The sequence below is a fragment of the Pseudonocardia ailaonensis genome (genome assembly GCF_039531635.1).
GTDB classification, from domain to species: domain Bacteria; phylum Actinomycetota; class Actinomycetes; order Mycobacteriales; family Pseudonocardiaceae; genus Pseudonocardia; species Pseudonocardia ailaonensis.
The window spans coordinates 73,019-93,154 of record NZ_BAAAQK010000001.1 but is presented as its reverse complement, the minus strand read 5'-3'; the positions used below and the strand labels follow the sequence as shown (position 1 = coordinate 93,154).

The window sequence follows — 20,136 nt, the reverse complement described above, 5'->3', positions numbered from 1 at the left end:
GCTCGCTCACCGGTGCCGGGTGGGGGCCAGGCCCGCGGCCTCGGCGTCCCAGGTGTCGTCGGTCAGCCCGGTTTCCCGCAGCACCGCCTTGCGGATCTTGCCGGTGGGCGTGGCGGGGAACCGCTCGACGAGGCGGTAGTAGCGGGGCACCATGAAGTGCGGCAGGGACCGGTCGCAGTGCGCGAACAGGTCCTTCAGGTCCAGCTCGGTGCCCTCGGCCACAGCCACGACGGCCATCACCTCCTGCTCGCCGAGGTCGGAGGCCACGCCCACCGCGGCGGCCTCGGCCACGGCGGGATGGTCCAGCAGGACGGACTCGACCTCCTGGGAGGACACGTTCTCGCCGCGGCGGCGCAGCGCGTCCTTCTTCCGGTCGACGAAGTAGAAGTAGCCGTCGTCGTCGGTGAACCCGAGGTCCCCGGTGTGCCACCAGAGGTCGCGCGAGGTCTCCACGGTGGCCTCGGGCTGGCGGTGGTAGCCGGCGAACATGACGTGCGGGACGCGGGGCCGGAACACGATCTCCCCGACCTGCCCGGGCGGCGCCGGGAAGCCCAGGTCGTCGTGCACCTCGAGGAGGGTCGTGGCGGAGGGGACGCCCATGGAGCCGATCTTGCGCTCGCGGATGGGGTTCCAGACGATTGTCTTGATCTCGGTGAGGCCGTAGCCCTCCACGACGTGCACGCCGAAGCGCTCCTCGGTGGCAGTGAGGACCGGGGGAGGGGCGGGTGCGGCGAACACCTTGCGGGCCGGGTGGTCCCGGTCGCGGTCGGACGGGGGTTGGGCGAGCAGCATGGGCAGGACCGAGCCGAGGGCGTTGAACTGCGTGACCTCGTGACGGCGGATCTCGTCCCAGAAGCGGCTCGCGCTGAACCGGCGGCCGAGCACGACGGTGGCGCCCGCGACGATCGCGTGCAGCGAGATGTTGATCTTCGCGGCGCCGTGGAACAGCGGCAGGCAGGTGTAGAGCCGCTCGTCGGCGGTGGTCTCCATGGCCACGGCGAACTCGTGCGCGGCGACCACGGGCATCAGCGCCGGGTAGATCGCGCCCTTGCTGCGGCCGGTGGTCCCCGACGTCAGCATGATCCCCACGGGATCGTCGATGCCGACCTCGGGGATCACCTGGCCGGCGTCGCCGCGGGCGAGCATGGCGTGCCAGGTGAGGATCTCGACGCCGGGCAGCGACACACCGGCCGGGACGGGGTCGGCGCCGATGGTCCGGTCCGCGGGCTCCCCGTCCGCGAGCACCACCACGGTGTGCAGGGCGTGCGGGCGCTCCGGCAGGGCGGCGACCAGGTCGAGCAGGCCGGGCTCGGTGATCAGGACCTGCACGTCCGTGTGGCCGAGCGCGTGGTCGAGGAAGGTGCCCTTGTAGGCGGTGTTCACCGGCACCTCGACCAGCCCCGCCCGGGCGATCCCGAAGAACGCGACGAGGGTCTCGACGCGGTTCGGCAGGAACACGCCGACGGACGTACCCGGGGCGAGGCCGAGGCCGAGCAGGCCGCGGGCCACCGCGGACGCCGCCGCATCGAGCTCGGCGTAGTCGAGCTGTTCGTCCCCGAACACCAGGGCGGGCTTGTCGGGGGTGTGGAACGCGCGGTCGGCGAGCAGTCCACCGACGGTGCCGCCTCCCAGCGACTTCAGGTCGAGCACGGTCTACAGCTCCTTCTTGGCGCGCAGCAGGAAGTCCTCCAGGGAAGGATCCCAGCCGGCCTCCGCCCCGGTCGTCACGAGGAAGGTCCCGACGCCCAGGTCGTGGTAGGTGCCGAGGGTGTCCAGGATCTGCTCCTCGGTCCCGACCAGTGCCTGGGAGTTGGCGAACCCGCCCAGCAGCTTCGTCAGCCCGGTCCAGAAGCAGGTGTCGTGGAGCTCCTCGTCGGTCAGCGCCAGCGCGCGCCGGCGTCCGACCGAGGTGTCGGTGGCCGAGGAGCGGAGGAAGGCGTGACCGCCCTGGGCGTCGGCGATCTGCTGCTCGACGGCGCGGGCCTTGGCCCACGCGTCGTCCTCGGTCTCGCCGAGGAACAGCCGCAGGCTGAGCGAGAACTCGATCGGCCGGGCGTAGCCCTCCGCGGCGGCGCGGACGCGCGCGATGCGCTCCGTCGTCCCGGCGAACGGCTCGCCCCAGAGCATGTAGAGGTCGGCGTGCCGCGCGCCGAAGTCGACCGCGGCGTCGCTCTCCCCGCCCATGAAGATCGGGACCTGGCCCTGGACCGGGCGGGTGAGGATCTTGACGCTCTCCGCGCTGTAGAACCGTCCCTCGTGGTCGAACGACGACGGTTCGGTCCAGGTCCGGCGGACGAGGTCGAGGTACTCGATCGCCCGCTCGTAGCGCTCCGACTTCGGCGACGCGTCGCTCTCGCGGTGGAGGTCCTTGTCGGAACCCCCGACCACCACGTTGATCGCCAGCCGACCACGTGCCAGCACGTCCAGCGTGGCGAAGTACCGGGCCGCGGCCGTCGGGGCCATCACCCCGGGCCGGTGGGCGACGATCGGCGAGAACTTCTCGGTCATCGCCAGGATGTACGGCGCGGTCGCGTGGTTGTGCGGCCAGATCGACGAGTACCCCACGAGCACCCGGTCGATCGCCTCCGACGCGTCGAGCTCACGCACCCGCCCGACCAGCTCGGCGGGGTCGTCCTCGCCCGGTTCGAGCGGCTGGAGCCCCGTGAAGAAGTCGACCATGACGATTGCCCTCCTGTAGCAGAATGCTTGGACTATATAAGCATGCTGTCTATTCTGCCAGAGTGGTCCGCCGCAACGTGTCCACCACGGGCGCCGTGACCTCGATCGTCCCGCGCCGGAGGGTCTCGGCCCGCCGCACCGCCGAACGGTCGAAGGGGATCCGGACCGGGGCCCCGCCGTCGATCGGGCGGGTGGCGCGTACGGACTCGGCGAACTCGGCCGCGCGTGCGCGGTAGTCGTCGGCGTCGCCGAGGACCGACGGATCGACGACGACGGCCAGGAAGCCGCAGTCCGACGCGCCGACGGGCGTGGCCGAGGCGCCGGCGAGCATGCCGAGCAGGTGGACGACGAGGGCGAGCCCGGAGCCCTTGTGCCCGCCCCACACGGTGAAGGCGCCCTGCAGGGCGGCGGTGGCGTCGGTCGTCGGCCGGCCCGCTGGGTCGTACGCCCTCCCCTCGGGCAACGGCTCGTCGAGCCTCGCGGCGAGGGTGACCTCGGCGTGGGTGATCGACGAGGTGCCGATGTCCCAGATCACCGGCCGGTCCGCGGTGGGGAAGCCGAACGCGATGGGGTTGGTGCTGAACCGGGACTCGGTGCCGCCGTGCGGCGCGACCAGGGCCGGGCCGCTGCCGGCGATCATGCCGACGAACCCGGCGTCGATGACGCGCTCGAGGTAGTACGAGAACATCCCCGTGTACCAGGTCTCGCGGGCGCCCACGACGGCGATGCCCTGGGCGCGGGCCTTCTCCAGGGCGATGTCGATCGCGCGGGTGGCGACGAGGTAGCCGACCTGGTCCCCGCCGTCCAGCGCGGCCGAGACGGGGGTCTCGCGGTCGACCCGGATCGGTCGTGGCGGCGGGGTGGCGCGGACCCGCTCGATGATGGACACCGCGCGCGCCAGCCCGGCGTAGGACAGCCCGCGCAGCTCGCAGTCCATCAGGTGGTCGCCGATGACCGCGGCCTCCTCGCGGGTGTAGCCGGCGGCGACCAGCGCCCCGGTCGCCACCCCGAGGGCCTCGTCGATGGGCAGGTGGACCGTCGGGGCCGAGGTGGTGGTCGGGCCGGGCATGTCATGACCTCCGGTTGTAAGGATGCTGTCTAAGCTTGGCGCGTGGACACAGCTGCGGGCCAGCCGGACTACCTCACCGACGCGGTCACCCGCCTGGAACGCGCCGTGGCGAACATCGGGGCGATGCGGCTCAAGCCGTGGCGGATGACGTTGTCCGGCTACGCCGCGCTCAAGATCCTCGAGCGCCAGCCCAACCTGTCGCTGGCCCAGCTGTCCCGCCGCTGCTTCGTGAAGCCCCAGACGATGACCCGGATCGTGGCCGAGCTCGAGCGCCGGGGCTGGGTGGACCGCAGCCCGCACCCGGAGAGCGAACGGGCCATGTCGCTGGCCCTGACCGCGGCCGGCAGGGCGGGCCTCACCGAGATGGCCGCCGAGGTCGACAAGATCGAGTCGACGCTCGGCGGCATGCTCGAGCCCGGCCAGTTCCCGGAGCTCGTCGCCACCCTGCGCCGGTGCGCCGTCGCGGTCGAGACCGAGATCAAGGACGCCCGCCGCGCGAGCCGCGACTGAGCCTCAGGCCGGCTCGGGGGCGGTGGTCGCCGACGGACGCCGTACCCGGGCTGCCAGGACCGACGGCAGGGCGAGCGCGGTCAGGCCGCTGAGCACGGCGGATCCGATGAGGACGAACGCACCGGCGCGGTTGTCCCCGGTCGTCTGGACCAGCCACTGGGTCACGTACAGGACGGTGCCGCCGAACAGCGCCACGGAGATGTTGAAGGCCAACGACACGCCGATGCCGCGGGCGTGCACCGGGAACAGCTCGATGTAGGTGATCGGGGCGATGCCGGTGTAGAAGGACGGGGCGGCGGCCAGCAGCACCGCGAAGACGCCGAGCACCCACGGGTTCGTCGACGACGTCAGCCCGGCCATCAGCGGGTACGTGGCGACGATGATCACCGCGGTCGCGATGAGCAGCGCGGGACGGCGTCCGATCCGGTCCGACACGCGCCCACCGGCGAGTACGAGGCCGATCCCGACGATGAGCGCGATGCCGATCACGACGGTCGCCGTGACCAGGGAGAACTTCAGCTGGATGATCAGGTTCTGCACGTAGGTGAAGGCCAGGTAGAAGCCGACCGCGTGCGTGGCGGCCACCCCGACCAGCAGCAGGCTGCGCCACAGCTTGCGGTCGACCGCGGGCAGGTCCTTCGCGACCTCCTTGACCTCCTCGAACTCCGGGGTCTCTCCCAGGCGGTTCCGCAGGTAGAGACCGATGGCGCCCAACGGGAGCGCGAGGAGGAACGGCACCCGCCAGCCCCACGCCTGCATGGCCTCGGCTCCGAGGCCCAGGCTCAGGGCCACCACGATGATCGCGCCGAGGAGCAGGCCCGCGAGGCTGCCCATCTGGACCCGGCTGGCCATCTCGCCCTTGCGGTGCGCGGGAGCGAACTCGGCGGCGTAGATGATCGCGGTGCCGTACTCCCCACCCGCGGCGAGACCCTGGCCCACGCGCAGCAGGACGAGGAGGATCGGCGCGGCCACCCCGATCGACGAGGCGGTGGGCAGCAGGCCGATCAGCGTGCTGACCACGGCCATGCCGATCAGCGTGATCACCAGCGTGGGCTTGCGGCCGATGCGGTCGGCCAGCGAGCCCAGCAGCAGGGCGCCGACGGGCCGGATGAGGAACGCGGCGGCGAACACCGCGAACGTCGAGAGCAGCGCGGCTCCCGGCGTGGAGTTGGGGAAGAAGTTCTTCGCCAGCACGGTGGCCACCAGGCCGTACACCGCGTAGTCGTAGTTCTCGACGGTGTTGCCGATCGCGGCGGCCAACGTGGTGCGTCGCACCGTGCTTGCACGTGCGGATTCCGCTTCGGACGGTGCCGACATGGGACCTCTCCTTCGAGGCGATGAAGCAGGCGGTGAAGCAGGCGGGATGGGCGGCTGCAAGGTCGACGGGACGCTAGCCGAGCGGGGCGGTCTATTGCAAGCATGCTTGTGATGTCTTCGGTAGCTGAACTAAACTCGGTGGCGCGCCGAAGGCGGCGTCCTACGGAAGGGGAACGACCCGATGACAGCCACCCCGTCGACGTCGACGAGCTCGGTGACGGACGGAGCCCTCGCCGACCGGCTCGCCGTGCGGGACGTCCTCGAGCGGTACACCCACGCCATGGATCGTGCCGACGAGGCGCTCATGCGGAGCTGCTTCACCCCCGACGCCGACCTGTCCTACTTCGGGGGGATGCGCCGCTACACGGGCAGCGAGTTCGCCGACGTGTTCGCCTCGTTCCTCGAGCGTTTCGGGTTCGTGGACCACAGCATGAGCAGCCTGCGGATCACGGTCGACGGCGACGTGGCGACGGCGGACATGCACCTGTCCGCGACGATGGAGCTCGCGGACCGGCCGATCGTCCTGGTCCGGTGGGTGAAGGTCACGGACGAGCTGGTCCGGGAGCCGTCCGGGTGGAAGATCGCGAAGCGCCGGCACGTCCCGTACCTGCAGTACGAGTCGCCGACCACGGCGATCGACTTCCCGGGCGTCGGGGGGCAGGACCCGGTCGAGCCGTAGGGCGGGGGAGCGGCCCCGGGCTGCTCCTCTGTCGTACCCCCGGCCGGCGGGCCGGCCCGGCCGCACCGTCGCCACCCGGGGGACCCGGCGTCATCGGGTCGTGCGGGGACCGACCCTCCTGGTCACGCGGCGCCCCCGTTGCGGCCGCGCCGGCCGCCCCGACGGTACGAGGTGATCGTCCCGTGGTGCCGGACCGAGAAGGCTCCCGCCTCGACGGCCTCGTCCGTGGCCTCCTCGAGCGACGCGCCGTCGGCGAGCGCGGCGACGAGTGCACCGACGAACGCGTCTCCGGCCCCGGTCGTGTCGACCGCCGTCACCTCCGGTGCCGGGTGGCGGACGACGACGCCGGTGCGCGCCGAGATCGCGCCCGCCCCGCCGAGGGTCACGACCAGCGACGTCGCGAGGGTCCCGACGTGCCGGGCCAGATCCGTCTCGAGGTCGGACGTGTCGATGCCGAGCGCCTCCGCCTCGACCTCGTTGACGACCAGGGGGTCGGAGGCGCGGAGGGTCTCGGGCGGGAGCTCCACGACGGGCGCGAGGTTCAGGACGAACCGGGACCGCCGCCGCGCGGCGAGCTCGGACGCGTGCACGATCGTCGACGGGTCGATCTCGCCCTGCGCCAGCACGATCCCGCCCGGCGCCGCGAGGGGTGCCACGGCGTCGAGGTCCGCCGGACTCAGCGCGGCGTTGGCGCCCGAGGCGACCACGATCTGGTTCTGCCCCTCGGGATCCACGCTGATGAACGCACGCCCGGTCGGCAGGGACCCGCTGCGCAGGACGCCGTCGACGCAGACCCCCTCGGCACGCAAGGTGCTGGTCGCCTCGTCGCCCGCGGCGTCGGTGCCGACCCGGGCGACCATGGTGACGCTCGCGCCGCTGCGCGCGGCGGCGACGGCCTGGTTCGCGCCCTTGCCACCGACGTGGCTGAGGAGCTGTGAGGCCAGCACGGTCTCGCCCGGGCGGGGAAGCCGTCCGACGGTACTGCTCGTGTCCATGTTGATGCTGCCGACGACGAGGACGGGGCGTACCGGCACGGATGCTCCTGGCTCGGGGGGACGGAGGGAGGGGGCGGTCAGCTCGGGGCGTGCTGGAGCGCCCTGCGGGTGCGGGACCGGATCGCGGCGCGGATCCTGACCGCGGCGACGACCAGCGCGACGACGGTGATGACATAGGGCGTCAGCAGTGCGAGCGACGAGTTCAGCCCACCGAGGGTCAGCCGGTCGGCCACCGCGTCCGCGGCGCCGAAGACGAGGCAGGCGACCAGCGTCGGGACCGGCCTGCCCAGCGCGAAGATGATCGCCGCGACCGCGATGAAGCCGCGGTTGGCGGTCATGCCCGCGTTGAACGAGCCCACCGACGACATGGCCAGCTGGGCGCCGGCGAGCCCGCACAGCGCGCCCGAGGCGAGGATGGCCGTGAACCTGACCCGGCCGACCCGGATGCCCGCCGCCACCGCGGCCGACTCGTCCTCGCCCACGGCCCGCAGGTGGACGCCGAAGCGGGTGCGGTAGAGCAGGTACCAGTACGCGGGCACGACCAGCAGCGCCAGCCAGACGAGGGGGGTCTGGTGGTCGAGGAGCCGACCGAGGACCGGGATGTCGCCCACGACGCCGAGATCGATCTTGGGGAGGATGGACTTGACCGTCCCGGGGGTCGCGCCCGCATTGCCGTAGAGCACGTTGAGCAGGAGGACCGTCCCGCCGGCGGCCAGGAGGTTGATCCCGATCCCGACGACCGTGTAGTCGGCCTTCAGCACGAGCGCGGCCACGGCGTAGACCAGGGCGAGGAGCACTGCCCCACCGACTGCCGCGAGGACTCCGACGAACGGGTTGGTGACACCGCCGACCGCGATGCCGGTGAAGGCCCCGGCGAGCATCATCCCCTCGAGCCCGATGTTGAGGATCCCGCCGACCTGGGTGAACCCGCCGCCGATGGCGGCGAGCAGGATCGGGGCGGTCTTGGCGAGGATCACGCCGAGGGTCGCGAGGGTCAGCACCTGGGCGAGCATGTCCGTCACTTCGCCACCGCCTTCCGGTCGTCCACCGGCTCGGGAGCCGCTGCTGGGGTGGGTGTCCGCCGCGTGCGGCGGCGGTTGACGACGAACGTCGCGGTGATGGCGATCACGATCAGTCCCTGGAGGACGCTGACCATCGGGAAGGGCACGCCGACGGCCTGGATGCCCGTCCCGCCCGCCATCATCGTGGCGTAGAACAGGCTCGCGACCAGCGAGGCCCACGGGTTCAGCCTGGCCAGCAGCGCAACGGTGATCGCGAGGAACCCGAAGCCGGGCGAGAACTGCTGCAGGAAGCGCCCGCCGTTCGCGCCGATCACGAACAGCGCCCCCGCGAACCCGGCGAGCGCTCCGCTCAGGGCCATCACCTGGGCCGCCATCGGCTTGGCGGAGGTCCCGATGAACTCGGCGAAGCGGTTGGCCTCACCGAGCTCCTTGACCCGCAGCCCCCACGTCGTCCGGTTGAGCAGCAGCGCCGCGCCGACCGCGACGACCAGCGCGAACACGAGATCCGGGCCGATGCCGTACACCGGGTCCCAGGCCGGGAGCAGGGCAGACGCGTCGAGCTTCGGCGATGCGGCGACCGCCGAGGTGGGGTCGGCGAACGGTCCGGTGACGAGGAAGTTCGTGATCAGCTGTGCCACCTGCGACATCAGCAGTGTGAGCACGAGCATGTCGATCCGCAGGTAGGCGCTCAGCGCGCCCTGCAGGAGACCCCACAGCCCTCCGGTCACGGCCCCGGCCACCAGCACGAGCGGAATGTGCACGGCGGGCGGCAGCCCGTGGAAAGAGAACCCGACGTAGGCGCCGGCGAACGCGCCCAGGTACAGCTGCCCCTCGGCGGCGAGGCTGAAGAAGCCCGCCCGGAAGGAGATGATCGTGCCCGCCGCCATGATCGTCAGCGGGACGAACACGGCGATGACGCTGCTGACGCCGAAGGGCGTCGCCCACGGCGATCTGAAGAGCTCGACGTAGGCGTCGACCGGGTTCTGGCCGATGCCCAGGATGACCACGGCTCCGACGACGAGCGCGGCGAGAACGGCGACGACGGGCTGCGCCGCGTTCCGGAAGGTGTGGGAGGCGAGGTCCGCCAGGACGGCGCTCCACCGGCGTGCCGGCTCGGGCCGGGCGTCGGCGCCGTCGTTGTGCAGCGTGCCCACCGGGGCGGTGCTCGACCGCTCGACCAGGCGGTCGAGCACCGCCCCGGTGGGCTCGGCCGGGTGGGCGCCGCTGGCCTCCAGCTCCCTCGCGACCCGCTCCCGTTCGGCCTCGGCCTCGGCGAGCGCCTCCGTCGTCGGTGGCACACCCGCCATCGCGAGCCCGACCGCCACGTCCGACATGGACTCCTGGGTGAACTCGGCGATGATCCGGCCACGGTAGATCACGAGCAGCCGGTCGGAGAGGCTCATCACCTCGTTGAGGTCGGCCGAGAACAGCAGCACGCCCGCGCCCCGGTCCCGGATGCCGACGAGCGAGTTGTGGACGAACTCCATCGCTCCCACGTCGACGCCGCGGGTCGGCTGCGAGACCATCAGGAGCTCCGGGCCCGTCTCGAACTCCCGCGCGATGATGACCTTCTGCATGTTGCCGCCCGACAGCGACGAGATGACCGTCTCCGGACTCGCGCCGCGGATGTCGAAGGTCGCGATCAGCCGCGCCGCGTACCGGCGGACGGCGGCGAGGGAGAGCCAGCCGCGCCGCGCGATCGGAGGGGTGAGGTGGCCGGCGGCGATGTTCTCGGCGATGGTCAGCGACGGCGCCGCGCCCTCGGCGTGACGGTCCTCCGGGATGTAGGCGAGGCCGCGCTCGCGCCGGAGCGCGACGGACGCACGGGTGACGTCCGCCCCGGCGAGTGTCACGGTGCCGCGGGCCGGCAGGGACATCCCGGCGATGGCCGCCGCGAGCTCGGCCTGGCCGTTGCCCTCGACGCCCGCGATCCCCACGATCTCGCCCCGCCGCACCGACAGGTCGAGATCGTCGACGGCGACCACCCCGCGCTGGTCGACGGCGACCAGACGGTCGACCCGCAGCACCTCGTCCGTCGGCCGGGACGGTGTGTGCGCGATGCGCAGCAGCACCTCCCGCCCGACCATCATCGAGGCGATGTCCGTCTCGCTGAGCCCGGCGGCGGGGCGGCTGTCGACCACGCGGCCGTCGCGGACGACGGTGACCTGGTCGGCGATCGCGAGCACCTCGCCGAGCTTGTGCGAGATGAAGAGCACGGCGCAGCCACGGGCGGCGAGCCCCCGGATCACGACGAAGAGCTCGTCCGACTCCGACGGCGTGAGCACGGCGGTCGGCTCGTCGAGGATCAGCAGCCGGGTGTCGTGCGACAGCGCCTTGACGATCTCGACGCGCTGCCGCTCACCGACCGACAGGTCCTCCACCTTCTCCCGCGGATCGACGTGGAGGCCGAGCTCGGCGGACAGCGCCGCGACACGGCTCTCCATCGCCCGCCGGTCGAGCCTGCCGAGGCGACCGCTCGTCTCGTTGCCGAGGAAGATGTTCGACGCGACGCTCAGCGAGGGCACCAGCTTGAAGTGCTGGTGGACCATGCCGATGCCGAGGGCGTCGGCGGCGCGCGGGTCCGCGACGACCACCGGTGAGCCGTCGACGAGGATCTCGCCGGAGTCGGGCTGCAGGATCCCGGAGATCATGTTCATCAGCGTCGACTTGCCGGCGCCGTTCTCGCCGACGATCGCGTGCACCGTCCCCGGCAGGACCGCGAGCGAGACGTCGTCGTTGGCGATCTTGGCGCCGAATGTCTTCGTGACGTGCCGTAGTTCGAGAAGTGGGCGAACCATCAACGCTTCCTCGAGAATGCGTGGACGATGGTGGGGCGTGTGGCCCCACCATCGTCTCGCGCGTCAGGCCAGGACAGTGGGGACCTTGATGTCCCCGGCGACGACCTTCTTCTTGTAGTCGTCGACGGCTTTGACGACCGAGTCGGGCACGATCCCTCCGTTGTCGTCGTAGGTCAGGCCGACCCCGTCGTTGGCGAGGCCGAACACCGTGGTCTTGCCGTACTCCAGCTTCCCCTGCTCGTTGGCCTTCGCGGCCTGGTCGATCGACTCGCCGACCTTCTTCAGCGCCGACGCGAGGATGTGGCCCCGCTGCACCGCGTTCTGGTTGCTGTCGATGCCGATGGCGTACTTGTTCGCGTCCTTGGCCGCCTGCAGGATCCCCGCGCCGGCAGCGCTCGCGACGCCGAACACGACGTCCGCACCCTGGTCGAACATCGCCTTCGCCTGGTCGTAGGCCTTCGCCGAGTCGGTCCACGAGCCGACGGTGCTCGTGAGCACCTTCACGTTCGGGTCGACGGCCTTGGCCCCGGCCTGGAACCCGACGATCGTGTCCTGGATGACGGGGATGTCCATGGCCCCGATCACGCCGATCGTCTTCTTGCCCGCGGCCAGCGGGAACGACTTCGGGTCGCCGGAGACCAGGGCGGCGAGGACACCGGACAGGTAGCCGCTCTCGTTCTGCTTGTAGGTGATCGACGCGACGTTGGGCGCCTTCACCTCACCGTCGTAGAAGATGTAGTGCTGGTTCGGGAACTTCGGGGCGAGCTCGGTGAGCGGGTCCACCGCGACGGAGCTGCCGATCACGACGAGCCCCCACTGCCCGGTCGACACGGACTGGAGGTTGGACTTCCACTGCGCGATGTTGGTGGTGTCCGCCTGGAGGGTCGTGGTGGTGTAGCCGGCCGCCTTCAGGGTCTGGATGCCGGACTCCGCGCTGTCGAAGAAGCTCTGGTCGCCGAGTGCGCCGGGCACGATGTTGGCGATCGACTTGCTGCCGCTGCCGCTGCCGCTGCCGCTGCCGGTGCCGCCGCCGGTGCCGCTGCCGGTGCCGCTGCCGCTCGCGGAGCTGCTGCAGGCAGCCATGCTCACGGCGACCGCGGCAGCGACGACCATGAGACCGAGTCTCTTGAGATTCATGCCATGCCCTTCGGGGTTCTGACGACGTGGGGTTTCGTGCGGCCACCGGGCCGGTCGTTGCCGGGTGGAGATCTGCGGTCCGGCTGTCAGTCGTCCAGCTCGCCGGACAACCAGCGGACGATGCGGTCGAAGAGGGGCCGGTACCCGTCCCATGCCAGGAAGGCCGGGGTCGCCCAGTGCGGCGAGAGGTCGGACGTGAACGCGGCGGCCCGCCCCGCGCCCGCGGTCCCGACGACGAGCAGCGGGTCGTCGCCGGCGACGGCGAGCGTCTTCGAACCCTCACGCGCCTCCACGCGGTTGAGCCCGAGCAGCGGCGGCCAGGTCGCGTCGAGCTCGGCGACGATCGCGTGCGCACCGACGACCTTCGGCTCGACGCCGGCCGGGAGCTCGACACGGTCGTCCCTCGTGCGCACCGTGACGGGGAGGAGGCCGGCGAGCGTGGTGTCGGCCCAGCGGGCCCGACCGTCGATGCCGGCGAAGGTCATGTAGCCGCCCACCATGAGGACGCCGCCCCCGGCGCCGACGAAGTCGGTGATCATCCCGATCCGGTCCGGCTCGACGACGGACCGGGCGAACGTGGCGTGGGACAGCTGGAAGCTGTTCGCGCCGACGTCCGAGATCACGATGACGTCGGCGAGCGCGCGGAGGTCGTCGGCCACGCGCGGGAAGTCGGACTCGATGCGGTGGGCGGGCATGTGGCTGACCTCGTGGCCGGCGCCCCGCAGTGCGGCGACGAACTCCTGGCCTCCCTCCTCGTACTCGGACGTCGTGAAGGAGTCGAAGCCCTTCTGGTGGATGGAGTGGACGAACCACGACTCCCCGATGAGGAGCACTCGAGCCATCTGACTTGCCTTTCGGTGGGGAAGTTGGAGGGATCGTAGGAGAACAAAATGTTTTGCATAAGGTGACGCAGACCGCCCATCCGGCCGACTGCCTGCGGTTACGCGTCGAACCCGGCTCCGGCGAGCGCCGACGTGATCTCGGCCCTGATCGCCGCCTTCTCCTCGTCGCCCAGCCAGGCGTGGTCGAGCTGGGAGAAGTTCTGCTCGACCAGGTAGCGGTCGGGCAGCTGCAGGGAGACGAGGGCGTCCTCCAGGAACTCGTTCAGCGAGATGCCGCTGATCCCCGGGGCGTCGCTCGAGATCGAGACGTCGAGCCCCTGCTCCAGGAGCGTGCGGATGGGGTTGTCGGGCGTCTTGCCGAACCGGTCGGAGGCCCCGATCCAGGTGGCCGCGAGGTGGACACCTGCCTCGCGGACCGCCGCGGCGGCATCCGGGTCGCCTGCCAGCGCGTAGCCGTGGTCGATCCGCCTGCACCCGAGCGAGTGCAGGTCGTAGAGCGCCTCCTCGGCGTCGACGTGCTCCTCGGCGTGGGCGGTGACCGGATACCCGGCCTCCCGGATCGACGCGTAGGCGTCGTGGAACCACTCGATGGGGGCCACCGTCCCCTCGGCCTCGATGCCGAGCCCGACGACGAGCGGGTGCGGGTGCGCGATCATGTCCGCGGCCAGCTGCTCGGCGGCCTGGCGGCCCTGGTTGCGGTAGATCGCGATGATGATGCGGGCGTCGACCCCCGTCTCGCGCCGCGCCCGCTCGATCCCGTCGGCGATCGCCTGCACGGACTCGACGTAGTCGAGATGACGGCTGAGGGCGGGCGGGTAGTGCATCTCCCGGTAGCGCAGGTTGCTCCGCGCGGCCTCCGCGGCCAACGACTCGTAGGTCGCCCGAGCGAGCTCCTCCGGTGTGCGGAACACGTCGACGACCTGCTCGTACACGAGCAGGAACTCGTGGAACCCACCCTCGAAGCGGTACGGGTGCGACGGGTCGGGGAACCGTACCCCGTGCTTCTCGGCCGCCTCCCTGACGAGCCGCTCGGGGATGCTCGCGGCGAGGTGGGCGTGCAGCTCCACCTTGGGAAGCTGCGCGAGCAGTCGGCGGGTCGCCCGCAGCTGCTCCGGCGTCCGGATGACGCGGTCCCACATGAGGTGCTCCTTGATGAACGACATGGCGCCGGTCGCCATGTCGGTGCACACTAGACACAAAATGTTTTGCATGCACGGGTTGCGCTCGTGCCCGCCGACGACCCGGGAGACAGCAGTGGCCGACGAGAGAAACCCGGCGATGCACCCCGGCAAACCCGTCTCGATCCGCGACGTGGCCAAGCGGGCCGGGGTCAGCGTGACGACGGTCTCGCACGCCCTCTCCGGCAAGAGACCGGTCGCGAAGGAGACCGTCGAACGGATCCGCGCCCTGGTGCCGGAGCTCGGGTACGTGCCCTACTTCGCGGCCCGGACGCTGCAGTCGGGTCGCTCGTTCATGATCGGTGTCGTCGTGCCCGACCTCTCGAACCCCTTCTTCGGCGCCGTGGCCACCGGGGTCGAGGATCTCGCGCACTCGCGGGAGTACGGGGTCACGCTCTTCACCTCGCGCTCGGACCCGCGGCGGGAGAAGCGGTTCTTCAACATGCTCCGCAGCGGGACCATCGACGGCCTCGTCTACAACGCCGGGGACGCGCCGTGGGACGACATGCTCGCGACGATCGCGACGCAGTTCCCCGTCGTGGCCGTCGACGAGGAGATCACGGGAATCGACTGCCCCGTCGTCACGAGCGACCACCGTGAAGGCGGGCGACTGGCTGCCGAGCACCTCCGCGAGCTCGGCCACCGGCAGGTCGCCGTGGTCACCGGGCCGCCCGGCCTCACGTCGAGCACGCTCCGGGCCGCGGGATTCACGGAGATCTTCCACGACGCCGTGGTGCGGGAGGGCGACTACACGGAGGCGGCGGGCGCGGCGTTCGGCCGCGAGCTGGCGGTCGAGCGCCCCGAGGTGACCGGTGTCTTCGCCGCGAACGACCTCATGGCCTTCGGCGTCATCGCCGAGCTCGACCGCGCGGGGAGGAGCGTGCCGTCGGACGTGTCCGTCGTCGGGTTCGACGACCTGGACTTCGCGCATCGCATCACACCTCCACTCACGACGGTCCGCCAGTCGCCCATCGACCTGGGGCGGGAGGCGGCCGCGCTCCTGCTCGACCGGGTGATCGACCAGCCGGACGCCGGGGCGAGCAGGCGACGTCTCGCGGTCGAGCTCGTCGTGCGCTCGAGTACCGGCGCGGCCCGGCCCCGGTGACCGCACGACATCCGTGAGCCGTCCCACCCGCCCAGGAGGACCCGGTCCCGCTCGGGACGACGTCGCCCGCTGGTACGACGCCGGCGGGGAGTTCGGGCTCGAACAGATCGCCGACCACTACAGCCGGCGCGCCAGGCGCGTTGTGGGCGGACGATAACTTGTCGGCCGAAAAGTTCGGCGAGACAGCACGTTGCCACCGAGCCTGGCGGGAGTGCACATCGTTGCGCTAGCTAATTAGCGTGCCGTCCGGTAAATTTCGGCACGCCGCCCTCCCGGTCCACCTCTGGCGGCACTTTCGTCCGAAACCAGGTCAGCGTCGCCCGGGTCCTCGCGCGGGTCGCTGCCCACCGACCTGAACCGGGGGATCTCGACGATGCGACCTACCGTCTCCGCACGGACCATCGCCACGCTCGCCGCCGCACTGGCCGTCGGCCTGACCGCCTGTTCGGCCCCGGGCGGGCGCGGCTCGACCGCCACGGAGCCGATCGTCCTGGAGTGGATCGGGTCGGTCTCGGCCGGCGCCCGGGCACCCCAGGTGCCCGCCGCCGCCGAGGCCGCGGCCGCGGCGATCAACGCCCAGGGCGGGGTGGGCGGGCGGCCGATCGAGATCCGGATCTGCGACCACCGCAACACCGCCGAGGGCGAGGCGGCGTGCGCCCAGGACCTGGCCCGCAACAACGTGATCGCCATGGTCGGCAACCAGGTCAAGGACACCACGACCGTCGTGGAGGCCTCGGTCAAGTACAAGATCGCCAACATCGGTGTCGCCGGTGTCGGATCCACCGATCTGGCGGCGACCAGCGTCACGAGCTTCCCGATCGCCGTCTCGGCGATGAGCCTGCTGGCCTGCCCCGGACCGCTGCAGGACGCCGGTGCCTCGCAGATCGGCACGATCGCTCTGGACACCGGTGGGGGCGCGACCCTGGTCGCCGGCGTCCAGTCCGTCCTGGGCAAGCTCCCGGGCACCACGTACACGACCGGTGCCCGCGTGTCCTACAACGAGAACAACCTGGCCGCGCCGGTGCAGACCCTCCTCAACGCCGGCAGCACCGGCGCCGTGACCGCCCTCGCGCAGCCCCAGCTGATCTCGACGCTCAGCTCGGGCAACGGCCGGATCACGGTCTGCTCCGCCGACGGGGTGGTCACCGCCGCGGACCTCAAGGGCCTGGGCAAGGCCGCCGACGGCTTCCTCATCGCCTCTCCGGTGCCGCCCGCGTCCCTGGCCGGCGTCAGCGGCGCGGACGGCAAGCGCTACGTCGACGAGATGGACGCCTTCTACGCCTCGAGCAAGGACGAGGCGGCCGCCCCGGACCAGCGCAACGGTTCGGCCCTGAGCGCATGGATGGCCGTGCACGCCTTCGCCAAGGTCGCCGGCGGCCTCCCGCAGATCACCCGCGAGTCGGTCACCGATGCCTTCTCGAAGACCACCGACCTGAACTTCCCCGGGCTGCTGGCCGCGCCCATCGACTACACCCGGACCACCGCCGTCCCGAACCTGGCCCGGCTGACCAACCCGCTCTACAGCGGCTACCGCTGGGACGCCGCCGCCGGCAACTACGTCGCGACGGGCAAGGCGTACAACGTCATCAGCCTGCTGCAGGGACGGTCCTGAGCGCCATGGGCGGGGTCACCCAGTACCTCGTGCTCGCCACGGGGACCGGTGCGCTGTACATGCTGCTCGCGCAGGGCATCCTGATCGTCCACCGCGGGTCCGGGATGCTCAACTTCGCGCAGGGCGCCTACATCACGTTCGGCGCGTACCTGTTCCACGGCGTGCGCGTGGGCGGCATGCCCCTGGTCCCGGCGCTGCTGCTGACGGTGGGCGGGGTGGGGCTGCTCGGCGGGCTGACCTACCGGCTCGTCGTGCGGCCGCTGCGGGACGCCTCGCTGGTGTCCCGCATCGTCGCCACGCTCGGCATCGTCATCCTCGTGTCCGAGGCGGTGGCGTTGCTGTGGCCGAACGGAGGCCTGGTCGAGGCCGTACTGCCCCGCGAATCGGTGACGGTGCTCGGCACCTCCGTCACCGTGGACCAGCTCCTGCTGCTCTCGGTCGGCGTCGTCGCGACGGTCGTGCTCTGGGCCGTGTACCGCTTCACCTCCTTCGGGCTCGCGACCGCCGCGGTGTCGGAGAACCGGCGGGCGGCCTCGGCGCTGGGCCTGTCCCCGGACCGGATCGCGCTGCTCAGCTGGACCCTGTCCGGGGTGGCGGCCGCGGTCGCGGCGGTGCTGATCTTCCCCGTCCAGGGCGCGCTCGACAGCACCACGCTCACGCTCAACGTCGTGCCGGCCCTCGCGGTGGCGATGGTGGCGGGCTTCCGGTCGTTCCCGGTCGCCGCGGTCGCCGCGGTCGTGCTCGCGTTCCTCCAACAGCTGCTGTCCGGCCTGGTCGTGGCGCCCCATCCCGCGTTCGAAGGGGTGCAACAGCTCCTGCCGCTGCTCGCGATCGTCGTGGTGCTCGCGCTGCGGGGCGACCGGCTGCCCGCCCGCGGACAGCGGTCGGAGCGGCGGCCGCTGCTCGGCGCCGGCACCTTCCGCCCGGTGGCGGTCGTGGCCGCCGTCGCGGTGACGATCCTGGCGATCTGGACGGTGCTGCCGCCGGACTGGATCGCCGCGACCGGGGTCCACGCGACCTACGCACTCCTGCTGCTGTCCCTGGTCGTCGTGCTCGGGTACGCGGGGCAGCTGTCGCTCGGCCAGATCGCCCTGGCGGGGATCGCGGCGCTCATCGCGGGGCGCCTCGTCGCCACGCAGTTCTGGGCCTTCGGTGCGGCGGCGCTCGTGGGCATCGTCGGGGCGGCGGTCTGCGGCGCGCTCTTCGCCCTGCCGGCCCTGCGCACACGGGGCGTGGCGCTCGGGATCATCACCCTGAGCCTCGGCAGCGCCGTGTACGCGCTGCTGTTCGTCCGCAGCTACTACTCGCCGGCCCCGCCGGGCAGCGTGGACACCTTCGGGGTGTCGCCGTTCAACACCGTCGTCGGGAAGATCAGCCTGTTCGGGATCGACCTGAGCCCGTCCGACCACCCCGAGACGTACGCGACGGTGTGCGTCCTCGTCCTCGCGCTGCTCACCCTGGCCGTGCTGAGCGTGCGCCGCGGACGCGCCGGCAGGCGGCTGATCGCGGTCCGGACGAACGAGCGGGCGGCCGCGTCGCTCGGGATCGACGTGGCCGCGGCGAAGCTGTACGCGTTCGTGCTCTCCGCCGGGATCGCGGGCACCGCCGGGATCCTGCTCTCCTTCCGGGAGAGCGTGATCGCCTACGGCACCGCCTACAACCCGCTGCAGTCGATCTACGCCGTCGGGTTCGGCGTGATCGGCGGCATCGGCTCGCTGCTGGGCAGCGTGTTCGGCGCGGTGCTCTTCCCCGGCACCCTCGGCGCGGCCGCGGGCAAGGACGTCGGCGACTGGTTCGCCGACGTCGCCGAGCCCCGGGCCTGGATCACCGCGCTGCTCGTCTGGGCGGTCGTCCGGCCGATCGTCGGTGCGCTCGTCGCGCGGGGGCTGCTCCCGCGCCGCTCCGGGCTCGTCGCCGGGCTGCTCGCCCTCGTCGCCGGCTTCCTGCTGAACCGGCCGATCGGCGCGCTGCTGGGGCTGCTCGACGTCTACGTGCCGCTCGCGGGCCTGTTCGGCGCGCTGATCCTGGGCGCCGTCGCGGCCCAGGTCGTCGCGGCGGTGGGCAGGCGGGCCGGCCTCCCACGATGGTCCGCCCTCGCCGCGTTCGTGCTCGTCGCCCTGCTCGGCTTCTTCGCCTTCCCCCTCCAGGTCATCGACGTGATGACGAACCTGACCGTCTACCTGCCGGCGATCGGCGGGGTCGGGCTGCTGGTCATGTTGCTGCAGAACGGCAACGGGCTGGCGGCGAGCGCGGTGCACGCCGCCCGGGACCTGGTCCGCCGGCCGGCCGTGGCCCTGTCGGCCGCGGACCTCACCGCCACGCCCGCGCCCGCACCGGAGGAGGGCACCTCCCGGCCCGACCGGGCCCTGGTCGTCACGGACGTGACGGTCGGCTTCGGCGGGGTCGTCGCGGTGGACGGGGTGGGCCTCGAGGTCCGCCCCGGCGAGGTCGTGGGGCTGATCGGGCCGAACGGGGCGGGCAAGACCACGCTGGTCGACGCCATCACCGGGTACGTCCCGCTGCGCGGCGGCGAGATCGCGCTCGGCGGGCAGCGCATCGACGGGCTCCCGGCCCACCGGCGGGCCCGCCGCGGCATCACCCGCACCTTCCAGAACCTGGAGCTGTTCGACGACCTGACGGTCCTGGAGAACCTGGCGGCGGCGAGCGACCAGCACGACGTCCGGGCCTACCTCACCAACCTGGTCCGGCCCGGCCGGCTGCGGCTGTCGCCGGTGGCGGCCGCCGCGGTCGTCGACTTCGGACTCACCGAGGTCCTGCAGAGCCGGGCCGACACCCTGCCGCTGGGCCGGCGGCGGCTCGTCGCGGTGGCCCGGGCGCTCGCGACCGGGCCGGCGATCCTGCTGCTGGACGAGCCGGCCGCCGGGCTCGACGACACCGAGCGGGCCGAGTTCACCGACCTGGTCCGCCGCGTCGCGCGCGAGCGGGGCCTGGGCGTGCTCGTGATCGAGCACGACATGAACCTGATCATGTCCGTGTGCGACCGGATCGTCGTGCTGGACGGCGGCCGCCGGATCGCCGACGGGCCACCGGCCGAGGTGCAGCGCGACCAGCGGGTGATCGACGCCTACCTGGGTGTCTCCGATGCCACGGACGGTCCCGCCGGTTCCCCCGAGCCCGGTGCGCCGGTGCTCCAGATCGCGAAGGACCACTCATGACCATGCTGACGGCACTC

The 20,136-nt window shown here is 72.0% G+C and carries 15 protein-coding genes; 5 read left to right on the top strand and 10 right to left on the bottom strand.

What is annotated here, in order from left to right; all coding sequences use genetic code 11:
- Positions 1 to 6: 6 nt before the first annotated feature.
- Genes ABD324_RS00415 through ABD324_RS00405 form a run of 3 tightly spaced genes read right to left on the bottom strand, consistent with a single transcriptional unit; the run spans position 7 to position 3,748 of the window.
- Positions 7 to 1,650, bottom strand: a complete 1,644-nt coding sequence (locus ABD324_RS00415; protein ID WP_344411462.1) for an AMP-binding protein — start codon at positions 1,648 to 1,650, stop codon at positions 7 to 9.
- A gap of 3 nt (positions 1,651 to 1,653) precedes the next feature.
- Positions 1,654 to 2,679 carry an LLM class flavin-dependent oxidoreductase gene (locus tag ABD324_RS00410; RefSeq protein WP_344411461.1) on the bottom strand — a complete coding sequence of 342 codons (1,026 nt, stop codon included), beginning with the start codon at positions 2,677 to 2,679 and terminating at the stop codon, positions 1,654 to 1,656.
- A 49-nt stretch (positions 2,680 to 2,728) separates the two neighbouring features.
- The gene (locus ABD324_RS00405; RefSeq protein WP_344411460.1) at positions 2,729 to 3,748 is read right to left on the bottom strand and encodes an Ldh family oxidoreductase; all 1,020 of its coding nucleotides are present in this window, start codon (positions 3,746 to 3,748) and stop codon (positions 2,729 to 2,731) included.
- 42 nt (positions 3,749 to 3,790) lie between these two features.
- Here ABD324_RS00405 and ABD324_RS00400 point away from each other — a divergent pair, with 42 nt between their 5' ends.
- A complete protein-coding gene (locus tag ABD324_RS00400; RefSeq protein ID WP_344411459.1) occupies positions 3,791 to 4,258 on the top strand; it encodes a MarR family winged helix-turn-helix transcriptional regulator in 468 nt (155 codons plus the stop codon).
- Between the two features lie 3 nt (positions 4,259 to 4,261).
- Here ABD324_RS00400 and ABD324_RS00395 read toward each other — a convergent pair whose 3' ends face one another.
- The gene (locus tag ABD324_RS00395) at positions 4,262 to 5,533 is read right to left on the bottom strand and encodes an MFS transporter (RefSeq protein ID WP_344411458.1); all 1,272 of its coding nucleotides are present in this window, start codon (positions 5,531 to 5,533) and stop codon (positions 4,262 to 4,264) included.
- 223 nt (positions 5,534 to 5,756) lie between these two features.
- Here ABD324_RS00395 and ABD324_RS00390 point away from each other — a divergent pair, with 223 nt between their 5' ends.
- A complete protein-coding gene (locus ABD324_RS00390) occupies positions 5,757 to 6,254 on the top strand; it encodes a nuclear transport factor 2 family protein (protein ID WP_344411457.1) in 498 nt (165 codons plus the stop codon).
- A gap of 122 nt (positions 6,255 to 6,376) precedes the next feature.
- On the opposite strand, the gene ABD324_RS00385 is transcribed toward ABD324_RS00390, so the two are convergent.
- From ABD324_RS00385 to ABD324_RS00360, 6 genes are all read right to left on the bottom strand, one after another.
- Positions 6,377 to 7,288: a ribokinase gene (locus ABD324_RS00385; RefSeq protein WP_344411456.1), complete on the bottom strand. Its 912-nt coding sequence runs from the start codon at positions 7,286 to 7,288 to the stop codon at positions 6,377 to 6,379.
- Between the two features lie 38 nt (positions 7,289 to 7,326).
- Positions 7,327 to 8,262, bottom strand: a complete 936-nt coding sequence (locus ABD324_RS00380) for an ABC transporter permease (RefSeq protein ID WP_344411792.1) — start codon at positions 8,260 to 8,262, stop codon at positions 7,327 to 7,329.
- 5 nt (positions 8,263 to 8,267) lie between these two features.
- Entirely contained in the window at positions 8,268 to 11,069 is a 2,802-nt protein-coding gene (locus ABD324_RS00375; protein WP_344411455.1) for an ATP-binding cassette domain-containing protein, read from the bottom strand.
- Positions 11,070 to 11,132: 63 nt separating this feature from the next.
- Positions 11,133 to 12,206: a BMP family lipoprotein gene (locus ABD324_RS00370; RefSeq protein WP_344411454.1), complete on the bottom strand. Its 1,074-nt coding sequence runs from the start codon at positions 12,204 to 12,206 to the stop codon at positions 11,133 to 11,135.
- A gap of 86 nt (positions 12,207 to 12,292) precedes the next feature.
- Positions 12,293 to 13,048 (bottom strand): glutamine amidotransferase, encoded by a 756-nt coding sequence (locus ABD324_RS00365; RefSeq protein ID WP_344411453.1) that lies wholly within the window; start codon positions 13,046 to 13,048, stop codon positions 12,293 to 12,295.
- Positions 13,049 to 13,146: 98 nt separating this feature from the next.
- Complete coding sequence (locus ABD324_RS00360; protein WP_344411452.1) at positions 13,147 to 14,226, bottom strand: adenosine deaminase family protein; 1,080 nt, start codon at positions 14,224 to 14,226, stop codon at positions 13,147 to 13,149.
- 76 nt (positions 14,227 to 14,302) lie between these two features.
- On the opposite strand from ABD324_RS00360, the gene ABD324_RS00355 reads away from it, so the two are divergent.
- The 3 genes from ABD324_RS00355 to ABD324_RS00345 all read left to right on the top strand — a co-directional run bounded on the left by ABD324_RS00355 (position 14,303) and on the right by ABD324_RS00345 (position 20,119).
- Positions 14,303 to 15,331, top strand: a complete 1,029-nt coding sequence (locus tag ABD324_RS00355; RefSeq protein ID WP_344411451.1) for a LacI family DNA-binding transcriptional regulator — start codon at positions 14,303 to 14,305, stop codon at positions 15,329 to 15,331.
- A gap of 373 nt (positions 15,332 to 15,704) precedes the next feature.
- Entirely contained in the window at positions 15,705 to 16,943 is a 1,239-nt protein-coding gene (locus tag ABD324_RS00350) for an ABC transporter substrate-binding protein (RefSeq protein WP_344411450.1), read from the top strand.
- 5 nt (positions 16,944 to 16,948) lie between these two features.
- Entirely contained in the window at positions 16,949 to 20,119 is a 3,171-nt protein-coding gene (locus ABD324_RS00345) for an ABC transporter permease subunit (RefSeq protein WP_344411449.1), read from the top strand.
- The last annotated feature ends 17 nt before the right edge of the window (positions 20,120 to 20,136 follow it).

What these genes read in the sequence shown, in the direction of transcription:
- ABD324_RS00410 (WP_344411461.1), bottom strand. Translation starts at nt 2,679, where the DNA reads ATGGTCGACTTCTTCACGGGGCTCCAGCCGCTCGAACCGGGCGAGGAC.
- ABD324_RS00405 (WP_344411460.1), bottom strand. Translation starts at nt 3,748, where the DNA reads ATGCCCGGCCCGACCACCACCTCGGCCCCGACGGTCCACCTGCCCATC.
- ABD324_RS00390 (WP_344411457.1), top strand. Translation starts at nt 5,757, where the DNA reads ATGACAGCCACCCCGTCGACGTCGACGAGCTCGGTGACGGACGGAGCC.
- ABD324_RS00380 (WP_344411792.1), bottom strand. Translation starts at nt 8,262, where the DNA reads ATGCTCGCCCAGGTGCTGACCCTCGCGACCCTCGGCGTGATCCTCGCC.
- ABD324_RS00375 (WP_344411455.1), bottom strand. Translation starts at nt 11,069, where the DNA reads ATGGTTCGCCCACTTCTCGAACTACGGCACGTCACGAAGACATTCGGC.
- ABD324_RS00370 (WP_344411454.1), bottom strand. Translation starts at nt 12,206, where the DNA reads ATGAATCTCAAGAGACTCGGTCTCATGGTCGTCGCTGCCGCGGTCGCC.
- ABD324_RS00365 (WP_344411453.1), bottom strand. Translation starts at nt 13,048, where the DNA reads ATGGCTCGAGTGCTCCTCATCGGGGAGTCGTGGTTCGTCCACTCCATC.
- ABD324_RS00360 (WP_344411452.1), bottom strand. Translation starts at nt 14,226, where the DNA reads ATGGCGACCGGCGCCATGTCGTTCATCAAGGAGCACCTCATGTGGGAC.
- ABD324_RS00350 (WP_344411450.1), top strand. Translation starts at nt 15,705, where the DNA reads ATGCGACCTACCGTCTCCGCACGGACCATCGCCACGCTCGCCGCCGCA.
- ABD324_RS00345 (WP_344411449.1), top strand. Translation starts at nt 16,949, where the DNA reads ATGGGCGGGGTCACCCAGTACCTCGTGCTCGCCACGGGGACCGGTGCG.